Origin of the sequence: uncultured Flavobacterium sp. (assembly GCF_963975005.1) — a bacterium.
Taxonomy (GTDB): domain Bacteria; phylum Bacteroidota; class Bacteroidia; order Flavobacteriales; family Flavobacteriaceae; genus Flavobacterium.
This window is the reverse complement of the sequence record NZ_CAXBFR010000165.1, coordinates 1-5,045: the sequence shown is the minus strand read 5'-3', so window position 1 is coordinate 5,045 and position 5,045 is coordinate 1. Positions and strand designations below refer to the sequence as shown.

Annotated in this window: 4 protein-coding genes; all 4 read left to right on the top strand. The window is 29.8% G+C overall.

Going from position 1 to position 5,045, the window contains the following annotated elements:
* A partial coding sequence (locus AACZ53_RS13750; protein ID WP_339839607.1) for a hypothetical protein occupies positions 1-557 on the top strand: 557 nt, incomplete at its 5' end.
* 210 nt (positions 558-767) lie between these two features.
* Entirely contained in the window at positions 768-3,854 is a 3,087-nt protein-coding gene (locus AACZ53_RS13745) for a S8 family serine peptidase (protein ID WP_339839604.1), read from the top strand.
* An 11-nt stretch (positions 3,855-3,865) separates the two neighbouring features.
* Positions 3,866-4,354 (top strand): protease complex subunit PrcB family protein, encoded by a 489-nt coding sequence (locus AACZ53_RS13740; protein WP_339839602.1) that lies wholly within the window; start codon positions 3,866-3,868, stop codon positions 4,352-4,354.
* Positions 4,355-4,567: 213 nt separating this feature from the next.
* Positions 4,568-4,951: a helix-turn-helix domain-containing protein gene (locus AACZ53_RS13735; RefSeq protein WP_051191496.1), complete on the top strand. Its 384-nt coding sequence runs from the start codon at positions 4,568-4,570 to the stop codon at positions 4,949-4,951.
* The last annotated feature ends 94 nt before the right edge of the window (positions 4,952-5,045 follow it).

The following is a 5,045-nucleotide window of genomic DNA, read 5'->3' as shown; positions in this document are numbered from 1 at the left end:
ATTTGTTTTGGTCAGTGATTAATTCAAACCACTTTATAAAGCCACTAAACGTTAGTAATAATTATATGAAAAACTTCTTGAAATTTGGGCTTTTATTAATTCTAACATTTCAGTCTTGCTTTATTTTTGCTCAAAAGTTTGAAAAAAAATATTTTGTTAAAACTGCTTGGTTTGTTAATAATAAAGATAGTATTTTCTATAAATCCGACACTTTAAAATTAATAAAACATGTTAACTTAGGTCCAGAATGGTCTGGAAAAGAATATTCAGAAAATGAAATGGAATATTTTGGGCATGGAGATTTTGTCGAAATAAAGTTTGAAAGACACAGTAATTTACATTTCAATTGGCGTGTTGGAAATTCACATTTTATAATTCCTACTCTTCCTTGGAAATGGAAATATAAAAAAGATGACCAAACTATAGAGATCCGTGACGATAAAGATATTTTGATTTTGAAATGCCAACCGATTTTTGAAAAACAAATAGAAATCACATCTCGTTACGACAAGAACATAATGAAAACAGTTGAACTTACTGTCGTCAGGATAAAATAACTATTGCTAACAATGGTTTTATAAAATGGTTTAGGCTTGGTTTTTCCTTCGGAAAAACCTCTATAAATCATAATTTTGTTTTAAATTTGTTTTGGTCAGTGATTAATTCAAACCACTTTATAAAGCCACTAAACGTTACCCGATATATTAAAAAAAACGTATAAAACAGAAGAATTTATAAAAAAAACAACTAACTTTAAATAATAAATTATGAAGAAACTATTTTTAATATTATTGACTTTTCACTTTGGCACATTAATCCTAAATGCCCAGAGCAATCATTTTTATTATTATAAAGGGGACAAAATATTTTTAACTTTAGATAAAAAAAAGGTTTCTATTATTACAAACTCACAATTTGAAAAATCTTCAATTTCAAGCTTAAATGTTTCAGATTTTCAATTAGAAAATATTAATTTGCAAAAAATTGCTGATTTAGAATTTATAAATGAACCATCGGATATTGAATTTTATCAAAAGTTTAATGCTTTAAAATCAAATTCAAATATTGATTATGTCAATTTATTTTTCAAAAGAGGTGATGGTATTCCTTCAATTGGAATTTCAAATGTTTTTTACATTAAATTAAAAGCCCAAAATGATTTTTCCATTTTACAAGAACAAGCTACTTTAAAAAACGCACAAATAGTAGATCAAGTACCATTTATGCCATTGTGGTATATGTTAAAATTAAATCCAAATTCAATCAAAAACAGTTTAACTATAACTACTGAATTTTGGGAGACTAATCTTTTTGAAGATATTGATCCAGGTTTTTTGTTTGATTTTAATAATGAGCCAATTACTATTGATAACTCCACACCAAATAATATACAATCTAATTGCACTAACGATACAAATTTTTCTGCCCTTTGGGGTTTAAATAACACTTTAAATCCAAATATAGATATAAATGCATGTCAAGCTTGGGGTATAAGCGAAGGTTTGGGAATAAAAGTAGCTGTGGTTGATGGTTCAGGTATTGAATTAACTCATAATGATTTAGCATCAAATATTTTTTCTTTAAGTTATGACATGGAAACAGGCACTTCTCCAAGTGTTGTATATTTTGATGTTGATCATAGCACACATATTGCAGGTACAATTGCAGCAGTTAAAAATAATAATTTACAGGTAGTAGGTGTTGCACCCCAATCTAAAATCATTAGTATTAGCAAGTCACCATTTAATTTAATAGGACAAACAACTGGTCAATATGCAAGTGGTATAAATTGGGCTTGGCAAAATGGTGCTGATATATTAAATTGTTCTTGGGGAGACCAAAATGGTGTTTTTTATTCTACTTTTCACTCTACAATTTTAGAAAATTCTATTTTAAATGCAATATCCTTTGGTAGGAATGGTAAAGGCTCAATTGTTGTTTTTGCCTCAGGAAATTGGGGTGGAATAGATTACCCAGGAAATTTTCATCCTGATATAATTACTGTTGGAGCTATTAATCAAAATGGACAAAGAGCTATATTTCAAGGTAGCCAACAATCTGCTTACGGTGTGAAATTAGATGTAGTTGGGCCAGGCTTAGGTATTCTATCTACTTCATTAAATAATACTGTGAATTTTTTGGATGGAACATCTCATGCCGCACCTCATGTTTCTGGAATTGCAGCACTTATTTTATCTGTAAATCCTTGTTTAACACAGCAACAAGTGGCTACTATTATAGAATCAACTTCTCAAAAAGTGGGTGGGTATTCTTATTCTACTTCTTCAAATCGTCCAAACGGTTCTTGGCATAATGAAGTTGGCTATGGTTTAGTTGATGCTTATGCTTCTGTTATAATGGCTCAACAAATGAACAATTCTACTTTAGATTTAATGGTTAAAGATGGTACTGATGATATTGGTAATGAACCAAATAATATCACTCCTTATATGTGGGCAAGTACAGATATTTGGATTAGAAATCAACCTGATGCTATAGAAGAACATCAAAATCCAGAATATAGTGCAACAGTTCCCAACTATGCCTATGTGCGTGTTACCAATAAAAGTTGTGTGCCTTCAATTGGAAATGAACAATTAAAATTTTATTGGGCAAAAGCGGGTACTTCCTTATCATGGCCAGCTACGTGGAATGGTTCAACTACTTTTGGAAATGGTGCATTACAAGGTGCACCATCTACTCCAAACCCGTCAACAACAATTCCTGTTTTACAACCAGGACAAGAAATTGTTTTACAAATTCCGTTTTTAGTTCCTAACCCAGCTGACTATAGTTTTGCTGGTTCAGACCAATGGCATTTTTGCTTATTAGCACGCATTGAAGCTACAAATGACCCATTAACCGAAACAGATAATTTATATTCAAATGTTCAAAACAACAATGGAATTGCTTGGAAAAATGTAACTATTGTAGACTTGGTTGCGAATGTAACTAACGGAACAATTGCTGTAGGAAATCCATTCAACGAGCCACATACTTTTTTTCTTGAACTAATAAAAGAAGATTTAGAAACTGGGCAACCAATTTATGATGAAGCTGAAGTTACTATTAAAATGAATGATGTATTATATAATGCATGGGTAAGAGGTGGAAAATTAGCACAACAAGTTGATCCAACTTTAGAAGAAAAAAGTAAGACTGTTAAAGGAAATAATGTTTTAATTAACAACATAGCTTTTAATGCAAATGAAATTGGTATTCTAGATTTAAATTTTAATTTTTTAACCGAAGAATTAAGTGAAAAATCAAAATTTGTATATCATGTTATTCAAAAAGATGCTCTAACAGGGGAGATAATTGGTGGTGAAACTTATGTTATTAAAAAAGAAGCTAGACCAGTCTTTGTTGCAGATGCAGGTGGTGAAAAAGAAGTTGATAAAAATGAATCAATTACAATTAGTGCTGCTGAAATAAGTGAATCGGCAATCTATAATTGGTATGATTCTTCAGGTAATTTAATTTTTACAGGAAAAGATTTAATAATTGCAACCCAAGTAGCAACTAAATACAAATTAGAAGTAATTGCTACAGTGGATGGTTTTAAAGATTACTCAGAAGTTGATGTAAATCTAAAACCGAGTACTCTAAATACAATAACACCAAACCCAGCATCAAATAATGTTACAATTTCATACAAATTAAACGAAGTAAACTCGGCTTATTTAATGATATTAGGTAGTTATGGAACAACAAACTCCTCCAACAATTATGTTTTAGACTTAAGTAGCTCTGAAACAAACATTAATATATCAAATTATCCAAATGGCTTTTATACAGTGGCTCTCATTTGTAATGGTCAAATTATAGACGCTAAAACTTTAGTTAAACAATAAAAATATATGTTATGAAAAATTTATTCTTATTATTAGTTAGTTTCATTATTGTAAGTTGTAACAATAATGATGAACCTGAACCAATAACAGCACCTTTTGTACCCATTATTATTAATTCAACGTTAGTAGGCAAGTATAGACTTAATGGTTCTGAAGGTGTTATACAACAAAACATTATAATAAATAATAACTCTGATTGGGTAAATTTAAAAAATCAAATTGATTCTCAATTCATAGCAATTGGTTTAGGAAATTATCATACAGAAAATAATTTTGAAGAAACAACAATTGATTTTACAATTTTTACAGTTATAGCAATTTTTGATCAAGTGTATGGGAATGGCGGACATACCATAGACATTACCAACATTACTGAATATGAAACAAATGTAATTGTAACAGTTGAAAATTTGGAAACAGGAAACACTTCATCTTCTTATTCACAACCTTATCATATTGTTAAAATTCCAAAAGCAACTAAACCAATTGTATTTCAATAAGTAAATTAAATACATCGGGTAACAGCAGTTTGCAAAAATGGCGGGTTTTGGGCTTAATTTAAAGCTGGTTTTGTGCTTGCAAAACAGTGTTTAACCGAAAGTTTTGACATCCTTAATCACCACTTCTGCAAGCTGCAAAACGTTACCTGCTATATCAAAAAATGCATCGTCCTAAAATAGGTTGACTAAAAATTAAAGACTTTTAGAACACTTATGACCTCACAGAAAAAACAACCCTGCCGAAAAAAAGAGTATCAAAAAATAAGCTTTGATCTCAAACTTTCCATCATTGACCAAATTAATAACGGACAAATATCTGTTAATCACGCTTCAAATAAATACAATGTTTCTCGAAGTTCTATTGACTATTGGTTAAAAAAATTAAGTAACTTTGAATCTAAATCTAAAGTTATGAGCAAAAACGATGAACTAAAAAAACTACGTGAAAAAGTCGAAGAACTAGAATTCATTAAAGAACTTCAACAAGATATAATTATTGACTTTCAAGACATTACAGGAAAAGAATTGTCAAAAAAGTTGTTACCCAAAACATTAGCAAAAGAGATAGAAACAAGGAAAAGAAACCGTTTAAAATAAAATGGCTCTATCAATGTTTTGGGATAACAAAACAAGCTTATTACCAAAGAATTAAAGCTTTTTACATCAAAAAGCAACAACAAGGCAATCTTAG

Bases quoted from the DNA above. Each gene is read 5' to 3' on its own strand.
- AACZ53_RS13745 (WP_339839604.1), top strand. From the start codon at position 768: ATGAAGAAACTATTTTTAATATTATTGACTTTTCACTTTGGCACATTA.
- AACZ53_RS13740 (WP_339839602.1), top strand. From the start codon at position 3,866: ATGAAAAATTTATTCTTATTATTAGTTAGTTTCATTATTGTAAGTTGT.
- AACZ53_RS13735 (WP_051191496.1), top strand. From the start codon at position 4,568: ATGACCTCACAGAAAAAACAACCCTGCCGAAAAAAAGAGTATCAAAAA.